The organism is Diaphorobacter sp. JS3050 (assembly GCF_013154915.1).
In the GTDB taxonomy this organism is placed as follows: Bacteria; Pseudomonadota; Gammaproteobacteria; order Burkholderiales; family Burkholderiaceae_C; genus Diaphorobacter; species Diaphorobacter nitroreducens.
The window spans coordinates 3798749-3812780 of the sequence record NZ_CP053553.1 but is presented as its reverse complement, the minus strand read 5'-3'; the positions used below and the strand labels follow the sequence as shown (position 1 = coordinate 3812780).

Sequence of the window (14032 nt, the reverse complement as noted above, 5' to 3'; positions counted from 1 at the left end):
AGGCCGGGGCGCGACAGCGGCTGGGGCTAATATCGGAGCCCTATGGATTTTTCGCCCGCTTCCACTGCCCACCGACGGCTGGCCCACCTGGCCCGCCAGCGTTTCGTGGAGGGGCTGTGCGCCGGCTTGCCGGCGCTGGACAAAACAGTCCATGACTTCCTGACCGAGTTGATGGGGCAGACCGCCACGCAGCGCGACATGCAGTTGCGGCGCGATGCCTGGATGGGCCATCAGGCCCACCGCAAGACCTGGGTGGAACACCTGGGCCGGGCCTGGCGTGAAAGCCTGGCGCCCCCGCCCGTCACGGGGCGCGGCACCCTCAACGCGTCGAAGGCGTTCGATGGGCTTGAACTGCTGGGCGACGACGTGCTGGAGAACAAGATCATCGCCTCGCGCATGGCGCTGACCCTCACCGAGCATGTGGCCGCTCCTTTCGATGCCGCGCGGCAGCGCACACAGCATCTGGAAGGCCGTGAGCTGGCCAGCACCGATATCCTGCGCCCCGAAACCCTGTGCCTGCATCTGGTCGAGCAGTGGTTGGAGGTGGGCCTGCAGCGCGACCATTTGCAGATGGTGATCGACCCGCTGCAGCGCGAACTGGCGGCGCTGGCGCTGGCGCAGTACCAGGCCCTCGTGAAGCTGTACGACGAACAGGGCGTCGTGGCGCAGGACGACCTGCGCGCCCGCGTGCGCCGCGCGGCCGCCGGCCCCAACACCGGCAGCCCCGGCGAGCCGCCGCCCGCGTCCGGTCCCGTGGGGCTGGCCTCGCAGGCATTGCAACAGTCGCGCGCCGCGCTGGGGCGGCCCACGGAATTTGCCCCCACGCGCCAGGCGGCGTCGGCCTTCATGCCCCCGCCCCCGGCATGCGCGGGCAGCCGGCGATGGCCGGCATGGGCAGCCCGCTGGTGCGCGCGCGCCAGCGCGCCCAGGGCGTGATGATGCAGCTGCGGCGCTTGCTCACGCAGCCCACCACGGGCTACGACATGGTCAAGGCACCCCCCGCGTCCGCGGCGCTGGCCCATGCGCTGGCGGCGCACCGCGTCTCGGCCGACAGCTACTACAGCGACGTGGCCACGCTGGTCGAGGACTACAGCCCACAGGCCGTGGTCCGCGTGGCGAGCGCCGTGCGCGAGCGGTCCGTGGAGTTCAAGAAGAAGGCCAGCACCGCCAGCGAGAAGGCCATCATCGAGGTGGTGGCGCTGATGTTCCAGAGCATCCTGAGCGAAGACCGCATCCCGCCCTCGGTGCGCGTGTGGTTTGCACGCCTGCAGGTGCCGGTGCTGCGCGTGGCGCTGGCCGAGCCCGAGTTCTTCAGCAACCTCACGCACCCCGCGCGCCAGCTCATCGACCGCATGGGCGCCTGCGTGCTGGGCTTTGACGCCAGCTCCATCAACGGCAGCGCGCTGGAGGCCGAGATCCGCCGCATCGTGCAGGTTATCGAGCAGTACCCCGAGACCGGCCAGCGCGTGTTCCAGCTGGTGCATGACGAGTTCGAGAAATTCCTCGCCAAATTCCTCACCGAGAAGCAGGGTACCTCGCGCATCGTCAGCGTGGCCCAGCAGGTGGAGCAGCGCGAGACGCTGGCGATCCAGTACACCATCGAGCTGCGCGCGCTGCTCAAGGACATGCCGGTGCGCGACGAGATCCGCGAGTTCCTGTTCAAGACATGGGCCGAGGTGCTGGCGATGTCGGCCGTGCGCGACGGGGCCCAGCATGCCAGTACCGCGGCCTTCAAGCGCGCCGCGGCCGACCTGGTGTGGGCGGCGGGCGCCAAGCCCAACCGCGCCGACCGTGCGCTGGTCATCCAGAACTTGCCGGCGCTGCTGCAGAGCCTGCGCCAGGGGCTGGCGCTGATCGGCGTGGCGGGGCCCGAGCAGGACGCACAGATCAAGGGAATCACCGACACGCTGGCCGACGCTTTCCTCTCCAAGACGGCCTCGATCCCGCAGGCGCACATCGATGCCATGGCCAAACGCCTGGCGAACCTGGAGGACTACATTGGCGACGAGGCGCTGGGCGACATGCCGCTGAGTGCGGACAACATCGAGATGCTGCTGGGCATCGACGCCTCGTCCATCCACGTCATCGCCGACAACGGCGCGCCTGTGCAGGACGACATGGTGGCCTGGGCGCAGCAGCTGCCGCTGGGCACCTGGTTCACGCTGGACCACAACAGCGCGTCCACGCAGGTGCAATACGCCTGGCACAGCCAGCGCAAGCAGCTGCACCTGTTTGCCACGCGCGATGGCGGCAGCTACCTCATCCAGCTGCGCCGGCTGGGGGCCTACCTGCAGGCGGGCCTGCTGGTGGCGCAGGAGGAGGAGAGTCTCACGCTGCGCGCCACGCGCGATGCGCTCACCAAGCTGGACGCCAACCCGGAGCGCCTGCTGGGTTGAGCGGTCGCGCAGCGGCCCAACGCGCTCAACGGGGGCCGGCTGCGCACAGCCGCGCCGCGGGCCTCAAGCCTCTGGCATGTCCGTGGCGGCGCTGAAGCCATCGCGCGTATTGCGCGGCCTGGCATTGCACGACGGCGCGGCGTTGCGGGGTGCGACCGGTGGCGGACTGCGCGTCGACAGCTGCTATGGATGAAATAGCTTTGACGCTGGACAGAAGCGCGCCAAGCCCCGTTCTATTCCCATTCATCACCACCCCGCACCACGCGGCGCACCACGTCGGCGGCGAAGCCACGCGTGGCCAGAAAGCGCATCTGGCGCGCACGCTCCTGCGGCGTGTCGGCGGGCTGGTCGCCAAAGCGCTGGCGCCACACGGCCCGGGCGCGCTGCAGTTCGGTGCCCGCCAGCTGGGCGGCGGTGCTGCGCACCAAATCCTCGTCCAGCCCCTTGCGCCGCAGCTCCTGCAGCACGCGCTGGGTGCCGAAGCGCTCCGCGCGGCGGTGCACCACGGACTCGGCCACGCGCTCTGCATTGATGAAGTCGCGCGCCTGCAGCTCGTCCAGCAGCGCCGGCAGATCGTCGCCCTCCTGCACGTGGCGCGCGAGCTTGGCCTGCAGTTCGCTGCGCGAATGCTCGCGCTGGGCAAGCAGGCGCAGCGCACGGCCCTTGAGGGAGAGGGCGGTGAATCCCATGAATGCTATTGAAAAAAGAGCTTCCAGCGCTTGATGGTCAAGCGCTGGAAGCAGATTTCGTTCAAAAACCCCGGTGCGCGGTTACGCTTCGATCTCGCCCGTCTTGTCGGCCTTCTTGCCGCGCGCAGGCTTGTCTTCGGGCAGGTCGGCCGCCGGGCTCGCGTGGCCCGTGGGCAGCAGCGCGATGCCCAGGCTTTCGCGCACCTTGTTCTCGATCTCCACGGCCAGGCCGGGGTTCTCGCGCAGGAACTCGCGGGCGTTGTCGCGGCCCTGGCCGATCTTTTCGCCGTTGTAGGCGTACCAGGCGCCACTCTTTTCCAGGATGCGCGCGTTCACGCCCATGTCGATGATCTCGCCCTCGCGCGAGATGCCCTCGCCGAACAGGATGTCGAACTCGGCCGTCTTGAACGGGGGCGAGACCTTGTTCTTCACCACTTTCACCTTGGTCTCGTTGCCGATCGCCTCGTCGCCCTTCTTGATGGTGCCGGTGCGGCGGATGTCCAGGCGTACCGAGGCGTAGAACTTCAGCGCGTTGCCGCCGGTGGTGGTCTCGGGGCTGCCGAACATCACGCCGATCTTCATGCGGATCTGGTTGATGAAGATGACCATGCAGTTGGTCTTCTTGATGGTGGCGGTGAGCTTGCGCAGCGCCTGACTCATCAGGCGTGCCTGCAGGCCGGGCAGGGCGTCGCCCATCTCGCCCTCGATTTCGGCCTTGGGCGTGAGCGCGGCGACCGAGTCCACCACGATCAGGTCCACGGCACCCGAGCGCACCAGGCTGTCCACGATTTCCAGCGCCTGCTCGCCCGTGTCCGGCTGGCTGATGAGCAGGTCGGTGAGCTGAACGCCGAGCTTGCTGGCGTACTGCACATCCAGCGCATGCTCGGCATCCACGAAAGCGCACTGGCCGCCTTGCTTCTGCATCTCGGCGATGACCTGCAGCGTGAGCGTGGTCTTGCCCGAGCTTTCCGGACCGTAGATCTCGATCACGCGGCCGCGCGGCAGGCCGCCCACGCCCAGGGCGATGTCCAGACCCAGCGAGCCGGTGGAGACCACCTGGATGTCCTCAATGGCCTCGCCCTCGCCCAGGCGCATGATGGTGCCCTTGCCGAACTGCTTTTCGATCTGCGCGAGGGCGGCTTGCAGGGCCTTGGCCTTTTCGCTGTTGACGGCGGTTGCGTTGCCTTTGACGGTGGCGTCCATGAAATGCTCCTTCGGGTCGGGGTCACGGTGAAATCGTGTGCCTGCCTGGAAACTGTTTCCAATGACAGGCTGGATGCTTGAACAGTAGTTTATGGGCGGTTGATGCGTTATCCAATCAATTTTTGGTCAGTTTGGCTGACAATATGCGGATGACCGCTCCCCCCAACCTCGACGACCGCTGGCGCCAGACCCACCTGGGCCGCCTGCTGGGCCATGCCATGCGGCGCTTCGATGCGCGCGTGCTGCAGCTCATGGCGCGCGACGTGCAGGTGCCGCTGGCGCTGTCCAACCTCGCGGCGCGCGACCAGGTGAGCGCCGCGCACATCCACATCACGCGGCATCTGTCGCTGCAGGGGGACCGCCTCACCGACCTGGCCGAGCGCGCGGGCATGGCCAAGCAGTCCATGGCCGCGCTGGTGGAGCAGTGCGCGGCCTGGGGCCTGGTCACGCGCGAGCCCGATCCGCGCGATGCGCGTGCGCGCCTGGTGCGCTTCACGCCCACGGGACTGGCGTGGCTGCAGGCGTTTCGCGCGGCGGTGGCGCAGGCCGAGGGCGAGTTCCGTGCCGAGGTGGGGCAGGACGTGGCCACGGTGGTCGCGCTGGGCCTGGAGGCCTACGCCGGCGGCGAGGGCACGGCGGCCTAAAATTCAGGCAGAGCGCAGGCCGGCGCACGACAACCAGGAGAGACACCCCATGCGCATCCTCATCGCCGAAGACGACCAGGTGCTTGCCGACGGGCTGCTGCGCACGCTGCGCGGCTCGGGCGCCGTGGTGGACCATGTGGCCAGCGGCACCGAGGTCGATACCGCGCTCCTGACCAACAACGAGTTCGACCTGCTGATCCTCGACCTGGGCCTGCCCAAGATGCACGGCCTGGAGGTGCTCAAGCGCCTGCGCGGGCGCGGCTCGGCGCTGCCGGTGCTGATCCTCACGGCGGCCGACAGCGTGGACGAGCGCGTGAAGGGCCTGGACCTGGGCGCCGACGACTACATGGCCAAGCCGTTCGCGCTGTCGGAGCTGGAGGCGCGCGTGCGTGCGCTCACGCGCCGCGGCATGGGCGGCACCAGCAGCGCCATCCGCCACGGGCCCCTGGTGTACGACCAGGCGGGCCGCGTGGCCACCATCGACGGCAAGATGGTGGAGCTGTCCGCGCGCGAGCTGGGCCTGCTGGAGGTGCTGCTGCAGCGCGCCGGCCGCCTGGTGAGCAAGGAGCAGCTGGTGGAGCGCCTGTGCGAGTGGGGCGAGGAGGTGAGCAACAACGCCATCGAGGTCTACATCCACCGCCTGCGCAAGAAGATCGAGCGCGGGCCGATCCGCATCGCCACCGTGCGCGGCCTGGGCTACTGCCTGGAAAAGATCCCCAGCTGACGGGACCCGTGAATGCTCTGTTATTGATAGCTACCTGCGCTTGATGCATAAGCGCTAGCGGCCAAAAACACCCACCGCCTTGAAAATCTTCCAGCGCGAGCAGCGCTCCCTCTTCGGCGAAATCCTGGACTGGATGCTCACGCCGCTGCTGCTGCTGTGGCCGGTGAGCCTGGCGCTGACCTGGCTGGTGGCCCAGGGCCTGGCCAACAAGCCCTTCGACCGCGCGCTGGAGTACAACGCCCATGCGTTGGCGCAGCTCGTCACGGTGCACGACGGCAAGGTGCTGTTCAACCTGCCCCAGCCCGCCAGCGAGATCCTGCGCGCCGACGAGTCCGACATCGTCTATTACCAGGTGCTCTCGCCCACGGGCGACTACCTCTCGGGCGAGCGCGACCTGCCGCGCCCGCCGCCCGAGGAGCAGGCGTTCTCCGGCGAGGTGCGGCTGCGCGACGCCGAGCTGCGCGGCATCGACATCCGCGTGGCCTACATCTGGGTGCGCGTGCCGCTGCCCGACGCGCCCGCCGCGCTGGTGCAGGTGGCCGAGACACGCGCCAAGCGCAGCGTGCTGGCCACCGAGATCATCAAGGGCGTGATGCTGCCGCAGTTCGTCATCCTGCCGCTGGCGGTGCTGCTGGTCTGGCTGGCGCTGGCGCGCGGCATCAAGCCGCTGCACCAGCTGGAGGAGCGCATTCGCGCGCGCAAGCCCGACGACCTCTCGCCGCTGGACCACAAGGCCGTGCCGATGGAAGTGGCGCCGCTGGTGGATTCGGTGAACGACCTGCTGCGGCGCCTGTCGGAATCCATGGCCACGCAAAAGCGCTTCCTGGCCGACGCCGCGCACCAGCTCAAGACGCCCCTGGCCGGGCTGCGCATGCAGGCCGACCTGGCGCAGCGCGAGGGCACCAGCACCGAGGAGCTCAAGCAGTCGCTCAAGCAGATCGGGCGTTCGTCCATCCGCGCCACGCACACCGTCAACCAGTTGCTGGCGCTGGCGCGGGCCGAGGGCGGCAGCGCCGTGGTGCAGCGCCAGCCGCTGGACCTGGCGCGGCTGGTGATCGAGGTGGTGCGCGACAGCGTGCCGCGCGCCATGGACAAGCACATCGACCTGGGCTACGACGGCGTCGAGCCCGGCACCAATGGCGTGTGGATGGACGGCAACCCCACGCTGCTGAAGGAACTGGTGCGCAACCTGGTGGACAACGCCATCAACTACACCCCGTCCAGCGCGCAGCAGCCCGGCGTGATCACCGCGCGCGTGCTGCCCGACCCGTTCAGCCATGTGCTGCTGCTGCAGGTGGAGGACTCGGGCCCCGGCGTGCCCGAGGCTGAGCGCGAACTGGTCTTCCAGCCCTTCTACCGCGCGCTGGGGACGGACGCCGACGGCTCCGGCCTGGGCCTGCCCATCGTGCGCGAGATCGCACGCCAGCACGGCGCCGAGGTGGAGCTGGAGGACGTGCGCCCCGGCGCGGCCATGCCCGGCGCGCGCTTCAGCGTGCGGTTCGCGGCACGCGAATCGGGGCCATAGCGCTGCCGCTGTCCGATGCTATCGATAAAATAGCTGCTAGCGATTGATGGGCAAGCGCTGGAGGCCATTTTGAGGTGGATTCAAGCAGCCGGTGCGGCCGTGCCCGCTGCGGGGTCCGCCAGGGCCAGCAGCCAGTCGCGAAAGCGCACCAGCGTGGCCAGCTGCGCACGCGACTCGGGGTAGCACAGCCAGTAGCCCAGGTCGCTCGTGTAGCCGCCGCCGGGCAGCGGCTCGGTGACGGTGCCAGCGGCAATCTCGTCCCGCACCAGGCAGCGCGGCACCAGGGCCAGGCCCATGCCCACCGACACCGCGCGGATGATGGTCTGGAACTGGTCGAACTGCGGGCCGGCCAGCGGGTCCAGGCCGTTCACGCCGTGCGCCTCGGCCCAGTGCTGCCAGGCGCCGGGCACGCTCACGTGGCGCAGCAGCGTGTGGCGTGCCACGTCCTGCGGGCTGTGCAGGGGCGGCGCGCCGGCCAGCCCGGCGCGCGGGCCGATCAGGGCCACGTCGTTGCCCGTCAGGTAGTGCGCGCGTGCGCCCGGCCAGTGCCCATCGCCGAACAGGATGGAGCAGTCCAGCTCGGGGTCGGCAAAGTCGTAGCCGTGCACGTAGGGCACGAAGTGCAGCGTGATCTGCGGGTGCTGCGCACGCAGCTGCGGCAGGCGCGGAATCAGCCACTTGGCGGCCAGCGTGGGCAGCACCGACAGGTGCAGCGCGCCGCCCTCGTCGCCGCTGGTGATCAGCTCCAGCGTGGCCGCCTCCAGGCGGGCGAGCAGGGCGCTCACGGCCTTTTCGTAGCGCTCCCCAGCGGGCGTGAGCGACAGGCGCTTGCGGCTGCGCTCGAACAGCGGAACGCCCACCCAGCGCTCCAGCTCCTGCACCTGCTTGCTCACCGCGCTCTGGGTGAGGTGCAGCGCCTCGGCCGCGCGCGAGATGCCCCCGAAGCGGGCCACGGTACAGAACGCCCGCAGCAGGTGCAGCGGCGGGTGAAGGCGGCGCAGGATCATGGGGTTTGCCGATCAAAACATTCCACAATGGAATGATAACAGGCACAGCTATTGCTTTCCCGACCGCACCCCTTCGTTTATCTTTCGTTCACCATCAAAGGAGTGAGTCCATGCAACGTCGCAAACTGATTGCCGCGCTGGCGGTTACCTCTGTAGTTTCTGGAATGACCTTCGCCCAGGACAACAGCCGTCCCCTGCGCATCGTCGTGCCCTTCCCGCCGGGCGGCGCCACCGACATTGCCGGCCGCTCGCTGCAGGAACCCCTGCAGCGCCTGCTGGGCCAGCCGGTGGTGATCGAGAACAAGGCCGGTGCGGGCGGCTCCATCGGCATGGCCGAGGTGGCGCGCGCCACCGACGGGCTGACCTTCGGCGTGGCCACGCTGTCCACCCACGGCGTGAACCCGGCCGTGCTGGGCAAGCTGCCCTACGACCCCATCAAGGACTTCGTCGGCGTGACCGAGATCGTCAAGGCGCCCGGCATCATCGTGGTCAACCCCAAGGTGCTGCCCGTCAAGGACTTCGCCGACCTCGTGAAGCACCTGAAGGCCCATCCCGGCAAGGTGGAATACGCCACGCCGGGCAACGGCACCATCGGCCACATGTGGGGCGAGCTGTTCAAGAGCGCCACGGGCACCAGCATGGTGCACATCCCCTACCGCGGTGCGGGTCCGGCCACCAACGACGTGCTGGGCGGCCAGGTGCCGGTGTACTTCGACCAGGTGGCCTCGTCGCTGCCGCACGTGAAGGCCGGCAAGCTCAAGGCCCTGGCCGTGTCCTGGCACGAACGCCTGGCCGTGCTGCCCGACGTGCCCACCTATGCCGAGCTGGGCTACAAGCAGGCCAACGATGCGTCGTGGTTCGGCCTGGTGGCGCCCAAATCCACCCCCGCGGCCCAGGTGCAGCGCGTGCAACAGGCCGTGGCCCAGGCCCTCAAGGAGCCGGCGGTGCGCGATCGCCTGGCGGCCCAGGGGCTGTATGCGTCGGGCACCACGCCCGCCGAGTTCTCCGCGCAGATCGCGCGTGAAATTGACAAGATGAAACAGGTGGCAGCCTATGCCAAGATCAAACTGGATTGATTTCCACGGAGTGTGCCTATGCAAGCAGTGCTGAAACTGATCCACAGCCAGTACCTGCAGGCCGAGCCCGGCGCAGCCGGCGCCCCTGCGGCGCCGCCCGCTGCGTCACCCGCACGCATGGTCTCCCGCATCGCGGGGCGCACGCCCCTGGTGCTGGATTCGCCGCACAGCGGCACCGTCTACCCCGCCGACTTCCGCGCTGCGCTGGACCTGCCCGTGCTGCGCCGTGCGGAAGACACCCACGTCGAAAAGCTCTACGCCTTCGCGCCCGGGCTGGGCGTGGGCTGGGTGGAGGCGCATTTCCCGCGCATCTACCTGGACGCCAACCGCGACACCACCGAACTGGACGCCACCCTGCTGGACGCGCCCTGGCCCGACCCGGTCACCGCCGACCCCGTGGTGCTGCAGAAGGTGCGCCTGGGCAAGGGGCTGATCTGGAAGTTCACCGACGAGGGCGAGCCCATCTACGACCGCCCGCTGGGCGTGGACGAGGTGCGTGCACGCATCGATCGCTGCTGGCGGCCCTACCACGCGGCGGTGGCGGCCGAGATCGACGCCGCCCACGCGCGCCATGGCTACAGCATCCACCTCAACTGCCACTCCATGCCCGCCGTGGCCGCCAGCCATGCCACGCTCTACCCGGGCCTGCACCATGCCGACTTCGTGGTGGGCGACCGCGACGGGGCCACCGCCAGCCCGGCGTTGTCGCAGCAGATCTGCGCGTTCCTGCGCGAGCGCGGCTACAGCGTGGACTACAACCATCCCTACAAGGGTGTGGAACTGGTGCGCCGCTACGGCAACCCCGCGCAGCACCGCCACAGCATCCAGGTGGAGATCAACCGCAAGCTCTACATGGACGAGCAGACGCTGGACATCCTGCCGGCAGGGTTCGACCGCCTGCGCGCCGACCTGCGCGCGCTGGTGGAGTCTCTGCTGGCGACCGACCCGCGCGGCTGACCGCTGGCGGCGGCATTCAGGCGGCGGCCTCGGCAGCGAAGGGGCCGCGGGCGGCTGTACCGAGGTTCCCAACGCAAGGCCCGTTCCCATGGACGGGCCTTTGTCATTCCACGCGCTTGTGCAGGCCAGTGGCGATAAAAACATAGCTGCTGGCGCTTACCAGGCAAGGGTGAATGCGGGATTTCTTCCCTACGGCCACCGGGCGCCGACGCGGTGTGCGCCTGCAGTGCATTCCGCATTGAAATGAGATGTGTCGCAATGCTCATTGGTCAGCGGCCCGCGGGGTTACCAGAATGGTTTGTTACCAAAGACCAACCTTGAGGGAGCATTGCATGCAGCGTAGAGACATCCTGACACTGGCGGCCGCTGGCGCCATCCCCGGCCTGGCGAGTGCCCAGGCCTCCAGCAGCACCCTGCGGCTGGTGGTCCCCTTCCCGCAGGGCGGCGCCACCGACATCACCGCGCGTGTGCTGGCCGCGCCGCTGTCGCGCATCCTCGGCATGCCCGTGAAGGTGGACAACCTGCCCGGCGCGGGCGGCGCCACCGGCATGCAGGCGGTGGCCAAGGCTGCGGCCGACGGGATGACGCTGGGCGTAGCCACGCTCTCCACGCATGGCGTGAACCCCGCCGTGTACAAGAAGCTGCCCTACGACGCGATCAAGGACTTTGCGGCGGTGACCGAGATCGTCAAGGCTCCGGGCGTGCTGGTGGTGCACCCCAGCGTGCCGGCGCAAAACTTCGAGCAGTTCATCAAGCTGCTCAAGAGCCAGCCGGGCAAGATCACCTATGCCACGCCCGGTGCGGGCACCATCGGCCACATGTGGGCCGAGTTGCTGCAAAGCACCACTGGCACGTCCATGAAGCACGTGCCCTTCCGCGGCGCGGCGCCCGCCGTGGCCGACCTGCTGGAGGGCAAGGTGCAGGTGTACTGCGACCAGGTGGCGTCGTCGCTGCCTCATATCCAGGCGGGCAAGCTGCGCGCGCTGGCCGTGTCGTGGAATCAGCGCCTGGCCGTGCTGCCCAAGGTGCCCACCTATGCCGAGCTGAGCCTGTTCACCAACAACGATCCGTCGTGGTTCGGTCTGGTGGCACCCGCCGGCACGCCCGCCGTCGTGGTCCGCGCGCGCCGCAATGCCGTCGCACAGGCGCTGGAGGAGCCCGCCGTGCGCAAGGCGCTGGCCGACCACGGGCTGTTCCCCTCGGGTTCGCTGCCCGCGGAATTCGGGGCCCAGATCCAGAAGGAAGTGGACAAGATGCGGCGCGTGAGCCGCTTCGCGCAGATCAGCTTGGACGCGGGCTGACGGCTGACGGCGGGCCGGCAGCGGCGCTGCCGGTGCGAAGGCCGCCATCCATCAAGGCTGCCGCGCGCCATGCCGCGCAGGCCACCGCGGCCGGCAAACCGCGCTGGCGGCGTGCCAGGGATCAGGCGCAGGGGCGCAGCGTCTTGCCCGCCAGCGCCGGCTGCAGCGTGGTGTCCAGGCGGGTGCGCAGCGTGTCGTTCACGGCCGGCAGGCGCAGCATGAAGCCGGGCGCGTCGGCGCGCTCCTGCACCACGCGCGCGGTGCGCACGCCCTGGTTGGCCAGCAGGGCCATGCCGCGCTGCGCGGCCTCCTCGGTCGAAAAGCGCCCCAGCGACAGCCCCGGCTCCAGTGCCGCGCCGGGCCGGTCGTAGGGGATCTTGAGCGCGCGCAACTCGGCGCGCTTCTTGGCCACCGCCTCTTCGTCGGGAAAGCGCCCCATGTACACCATCCAGCGGCCCGTGATCGGCGTGGGCTCCAGGGTCCAGCTGCCCTCGGGCAAGACGGCCGCCGCCTGGCGCAGCGCGTCGGCCTGGCGCGCGTCGAACACGCCCGCCTGCAGGCAGGCCGGGGCTCCGCGGGCGCGGCGGCGGTTGCGGGGGACGCCGCCGCCCCGCTGGCGGGTGCCGAGGCCGGCGCGGAAGACGCCGGGCCCGCCGGTGCCGCGGACGACGCGGCCCCCTTGCTGCCCTGGGACAGCAGGCGCAGGTTCTGCGGGGCGATCTGCTGCTCCATGCGCTGCGGCTCGGACTCGTCCACCGGCGCCAGGCCCCAGCCGCGCAGCAGCCCCTGCGTCCAGGCGTAGTAGCCGGCGTTGGCCAGCAGCAGAAGCACGACGGCAAGGCGCAGCATGGCTCAGTCCTTCAGGGTGCGGGGGGCGCGCAAAAAACGCGGGGAACGCGGCGTGGCGGTCATTGCGGGCGCACGCTGATCTCGGCGCTGGTGACGGGCTGCATGCCGCGCGCGGTGTGCACCAGCAGGGTGCCGTCCTCGGTCACGCCATGGGCCGTGCCCTGCGTGCCGTCGCTCAGCGTGACGGCGCGCCCGGCCAGCAGGTCGCGCTGCGCAAAGCGCGCCTGGAAGGGGGCGAAGCCATGCTCGGCAAAACCCAGCAGCGCATGCACCAGCGGCGGCGCGATGCGCTGCAGCGCGCTGGCCGCGGTGAGCGTGGTGTCCACCTCGCGCAGGCACGCGGGAGGCGTGCGCAGCCCGTCGGCCAGCACGGGCAACACGTTCAGCCCGATGCCCACCACCACGTAGCGGCTCTGGCCCGCCACCAGCGGCGGCACGGCCGCGCCGGGCGCGGTCAGGGTGGCCGTCTCCACCAGGATGCCGCCGAGCTTGCGCCCATCCTGGAGCCACAGGTCGTTGGGCCACTTGAGCAGGACGCGCGGGTGCCCGCTGCCTTCGGGGGGCAGGACGGGCTGCAGCGCCTGCGCCACGCTCACGCCCACGGCCAGCGACAGGCCCGACCAGTCGTGCGGCGCCAGCGGCAGGCCCAGCGAAAACGTGAGCGCGGGCACCACGCCGGTGTCGCGGTAGGTGGCGGCGCTGTGCCAGTCGCGCCCCAGGCGGCCGCGGCCGGCGGTCTGCTCCTCCGTCACCAGCAGCGTGGGCTCCAGCCGGCCGTCGCGCGCGCGGCGCATGAGCTCGCTGTTGGTGGAGTCGATGCTGGGCAGGACCTCTACGGTGAAGCCGGGCAGCAGCGGCGCAATCGCCTCCCACAGGGCCTCGGCCGGCCAGCGCACGGGGGTGGCGGCGGGGCTCACCGCTGGGCGCTCCTGCGGCCCTGGCGGGGTTTCGCGGATTTGGCGGGCTTGCCGGCTTTGCCGCTGCCTTTGGCTTCCTCGGCCTTGCGGGTCTTTGGGGCCTTCCCGGCTTTTTCGGTGGGAGGTTGGGGTGCCAGGCCCGGCGGCGCCCAGCCGCGCTTGGGCGCCAGCAGCGTGCCGCGGCAATTCTTGCTGCCGCACCAGCAGGGGTATTCGGCCTTCAGCTTGGGCGTGTAGCGCTCTTCGATGATCAGGCCGTAGTCGTAGTTCAGTTCCTCACCCGCGCGGATGTTGCGCAGCGCGGTGATGAAGATGCGGCCATCGCGCTCGTCGGCAAAGCAGTTGGGGTCGCAGCTGTGGTTGATCCAGCGCGAGGAATTGCCGCCGAACTTTGCGTCGATCACGCGGTCTTCATCCACGTGGAAGTAGAAGGTGTGGTTGGGCTGCGCGGGGTCGTGCGGGTGGCGGTCCTGGGCTTCCTGCCAGCTGATGACCTCGCCCGTGTACTCGACGAGGACCTCGCCCTCGGCAATGTCCTGCACGGCGAACACGCCCTTGCCATGCACGCCCGAGCGCCGGGTCTGGATGCGCCGACCGGCGGCGGGCATGGGGGCAGCGGTGGAAGCGGTGCGGGGCATGGGGAAACTCTGTTACTTTGAATGTGTGCACACATGCGTGCGCGTGCGCGCGTGTGAGGCGGATTGTAGAAGCGCCAGCAGGGCGCGGTATGGCGTAAGAGACCCA

Annotated in this window: 11 protein-coding genes and 2 pseudogenes; 7 read left to right on the top strand and 6 right to left on the bottom strand. The window is 69.7% G+C overall.

The features are described 5' to 3' along the window. Positions 1-42 precede the first annotated feature (42 nt). Positions 43-2396, top strand: a pseudogene (locus HND92_RS18150) (DUF1631 family protein). A gap of 233 nt (positions 2397-2629) precedes the next feature. Here the strand turns inward: HND92_RS18150 and recX are convergent. Together recX and recA are read right to left on the bottom strand one after the other, a co-directional pair. Then, positions 2630-3085 (bottom strand): recombination regulator RecX, encoded by a 456-nt coding sequence (gene recX, locus HND92_RS18145; RefSeq protein ID WP_011807085.1) that lies wholly within the window; start codon positions 3083-3085, stop codon positions 2630-2632. Between the two features lie 81 nt (positions 3086-3166). Further along, on the bottom strand, positions 3167-4288 hold the full coding sequence (gene recA / locus HND92_RS18140) for a recombinase RecA (protein ID WP_011807084.1): 1122 nt from the start codon (positions 4286-4288) through the stop codon (positions 3167-3169). Positions 4289-4437: 149 nt separating this feature from the next. Between recA and HND92_RS18135 the strand changes: the two genes are divergently transcribed. From HND92_RS18135 to HND92_RS18125, 3 genes are all read left to right on the top strand, one after another. Continuing rightward, positions 4438-4932 carry a MarR family winged helix-turn-helix transcriptional regulator gene (locus HND92_RS18135; protein ID WP_172208910.1) on the top strand — a complete coding sequence of 165 codons (495 nt, stop codon included), beginning with the start codon at positions 4438-4440 and terminating at the stop codon, positions 4930-4932. A 49-nt stretch (positions 4933-4981) separates the two neighbouring features. After that, the gene (locus HND92_RS18130) at positions 4982-5656 is read left to right on the top strand and encodes a response regulator transcription factor (RefSeq protein ID WP_015914572.1); all 675 of its coding nucleotides are present in this window, start codon (positions 4982-4984) and stop codon (positions 5654-5656) included. A gap of 79 nt (positions 5657-5735) precedes the next feature. Continuing rightward, positions 5736-7181, top strand: coding sequence for a sensor histidine kinase (locus HND92_RS18125; protein WP_088888101.1), 1446 nt, complete (start codon positions 5736-5738; stop codon positions 7179-7181). 80 nt (positions 7182-7261) lie between these two features. On the opposite strand, the gene HND92_RS18120 is transcribed toward HND92_RS18125, so the two are convergent. After that, on the bottom strand, positions 7262-8188 hold the full coding sequence (locus HND92_RS18120; RefSeq protein WP_172208908.1) for a LysR substrate-binding domain-containing protein: 927 nt from the start codon (positions 8186-8188) through the stop codon (positions 7262-7264). A 110-nt stretch (positions 8189-8298) separates the two neighbouring features. Between HND92_RS18120 and HND92_RS18115 the strand changes: the two genes are divergently transcribed. The 3 genes from HND92_RS18115 to HND92_RS18105 all read left to right on the top strand — a co-directional run bounded on the left by HND92_RS18115 (position 8299) and on the right by HND92_RS18105 (position 11522). Continuing rightward, on the top strand, positions 8299-9264 hold the full coding sequence (locus HND92_RS18115; RefSeq protein ID WP_011807079.1) for a tripartite tricarboxylate transporter substrate binding protein: 966 nt from the start codon (positions 8299-8301) through the stop codon (positions 9262-9264). A gap of 18 nt (positions 9265-9282) precedes the next feature. Then, positions 9283-10221: an N-formylglutamate amidohydrolase gene (locus HND92_RS18110; protein ID WP_103738394.1), complete on the top strand. Its 939-nt coding sequence runs from the start codon at positions 9283-9285 to the stop codon at positions 10219-10221. A 332-nt stretch (positions 10222-10553) separates the two neighbouring features. Further along, entirely contained in the window at positions 10554-11522 is a 969-nt protein-coding gene (locus HND92_RS18105; RefSeq protein WP_123675520.1) for a tripartite tricarboxylate transporter substrate binding protein BugE, read from the top strand. 121 nt (positions 11523-11643) lie between these two features. On the opposite strand, the pseudogene HND92_RS18100 reads toward HND92_RS18105, so the two are convergent. The 3 genes and pseudogenes from HND92_RS18100 to HND92_RS18090 form a co-directional block, all read right to left on the bottom strand. Then, positions 11644-12371, bottom strand: a pseudogene (locus HND92_RS18100) (SPOR domain-containing protein). A gap of 59 nt (positions 12372-12430) precedes the next feature. Then, the gene (locus tag HND92_RS18095) at positions 12431-13288 is read right to left on the bottom strand and encodes a biotin--[acetyl-CoA-carboxylase] ligase (protein WP_088888105.1); all 858 of its coding nucleotides are present in this window, start codon (positions 13286-13288) and stop codon (positions 12431-12433) included. Beyond that, positions 13285-13926: an SET domain-containing protein gene (locus HND92_RS18090; protein ID WP_011807074.1), complete on the bottom strand. Its 642-nt coding sequence runs from the start codon at positions 13924-13926 to the stop codon at positions 13285-13287. The genes HND92_RS18095 and HND92_RS18090 overlap by 4 nt, the downstream gene beginning before the upstream one ends. Positions 13927-14032 lie beyond the last annotated feature (106 nt).

What these genes read in the sequence shown, in the direction of transcription:
- recX (WP_011807085.1), bottom strand. Translation starts at nt 3,085, where the DNA reads ATGGGATTCACCGCCCTCTCCCTCAAGGGCCGTGCGCTGCGCCTGCTT.
- HND92_RS18105 (WP_123675520.1), top strand. Translation starts at nt 10,554, where the DNA reads ATGCAGCGTAGAGACATCCTGACACTGGCGGCCGCTGGCGCCATCCCC.
- HND92_RS18130 (WP_015914572.1), top strand. Translation starts at nt 4,982, where the DNA reads ATGCGCATCCTCATCGCCGAAGACGACCAGGTGCTTGCCGACGGGCTG.
- HND92_RS18115 (WP_011807079.1), top strand. Translation starts at nt 8,299, where the DNA reads ATGCAACGTCGCAAACTGATTGCCGCGCTGGCGGTTACCTCTGTAGTT.
- recA (WP_011807084.1), bottom strand. Translation starts at nt 4,288, where the DNA reads ATGGACGCCACCGTCAAAGGCAACGCAACCGCCGTCAACAGCGAAAAG.
- HND92_RS18110 (WP_103738394.1), top strand. Translation starts at nt 9,283, where the DNA reads ATGCAAGCAGTGCTGAAACTGATCCACAGCCAGTACCTGCAGGCCGAG.
- HND92_RS18090 (WP_011807074.1), bottom strand. Translation starts at nt 13,926, where the DNA reads ATGCCCCGCACCGCTTCCACCGCTGCCCCCATGCCCGCCGCCGGTCGG.
- HND92_RS18135 (WP_172208910.1), top strand. Translation starts at nt 4,438, where the DNA reads ATGACCGCTCCCCCCAACCTCGACGACCGCTGGCGCCAGACCCACCTG.
- HND92_RS18120 (WP_172208908.1), bottom strand. Translation starts at nt 8,188, where the DNA reads ATGATCCTGCGCCGCCTTCACCCGCCGCTGCACCTGCTGCGGGCGTTC.